We start from the raw sequence: 1,104 nt of genomic DNA on the forward strand, positions 1-1,104 counted from the left end.
TCCGTGGCATCAAGCGCGAGGACGTCGAGCGCGGCCAGGTCATCATCAAGCCCGGTTCGGTCACCCCGCACACCGAGTTCGAGGCCCAGGCCTACATCCTGTCGAAGGACGAGGGTGGCCGTCACACCCCCTTCTTCAACAACTACCGTCCGCAGTTCTACTTCCGTACGACGGACGTGACCGGCGTCGTGACCCTCCCCGAGGGCACCGAGATGGTCATGCCGGGTGACAACACCGAGATGAAGGTGGAGCTCATCCAGCCCGTCGCCATGGAAGAGGGCCTGAAGTTCGCCATCCGCGAGGGTGGCCGCACGGTCGGCGCCGGCCAGGTCATCAAGATCAACAAGTGATCTCGCTGATCTGACTGGTTGCTCCAGCCTTGGCTGAAGCACCTTGAGAGGGCCCGTACAACCTCGGTTGTGCGGGCCCTTTCGCTGTCTTGGGCGGCAACTCCACTGCCGGAGACGTCACCCGGGCGGGGGAATGACGGGGCAAATGCGGGCGGCACATGCCGTTCTGTCCCTAGCTTTGCCGCATGGTCAGCTCATCCCATGAGGCCCTGCACCGGATCTTCCAGAAGGACCCGGGTCTCTTCGCCCGCGCCGCCAGAAACCTCGGCGTCGCCTTTCCCCCTCCTGTCTCCGCCACGGAACTCTCCACCGACCTCACGGAGACACAGCCGCTGGAACGCCGCGTGGACACGCTGCTGCGGATGGACACCGAGGACGGGAGTTTCCTCCTGGCCGTCGAGTCGCAGGGGGAGCCGGACCTGCGCAAGCCCGCGAGCTGGGCGTACTACCTCTCGTACGTGTACGCCAAGTACCGCGTTCCGCCGGTGCTTCTCGTCGTCTGTGCGGACCGGGGGACGGCCGAGTGGGCAGCCCGGCAGGTCGACATCGGCCCACGGCAGTGGCCCGCGCTCACCTTGCGTCCCCTCGTTCTGGGGCCCGACGACGTACCGGTGATCGACAGCCCGGACGAAGCCGCTCGCGACATCCCGCTCACGGTCCTGTCCGCCGCGCTGCACCGTCGTGACCCGTACGCCGATGCCATACTGAACGCGCTGGCCAGGCACTGAAGGGCCTCTCGGTCGACGTCGAGAGC

General features: G+C 66.6%; 1 protein-coding gene and 1 pseudogene. Both read left to right on the forward strand.

Annotated elements, in window-relative coordinates; translation table 11 throughout:
- A pseudogene (locus tag G6W55_RS37730) lies at window positions 1-350 on the forward strand (elongation factor Tu); the annotation flags it as partial.
- 185 nt (window positions 351-535) lie between these two features.
- Complete coding sequence (locus G6W55_RS37735; RefSeq protein WP_175525073.1) at window positions 536-1,078, forward strand: hypothetical protein; 543 nt, start codon at window positions 536-538, stop codon at window positions 1,076-1,078.
- Window positions 1,079-1,104: the final 26 nt, after the last annotated feature.

This window comes from Streptomyces sp. CAI-85 (assembly GCF_013363615.1).
Taxonomy (GTDB): Bacteria; Actinomycetota; Actinomycetes; order Streptomycetales; family Streptomycetaceae; genus Streptomyces; species Streptomyces antibioticus_B.

Excerpts from the sequence above, each read along its gene's own strand:
- G6W55_RS37735 (WP_175525073.1), top strand. The coding sequence starts at position 536 with ATGGTCAGCTCATCCCATGAGGCCCTGCACCGGATCTTCCAGAAGGAC.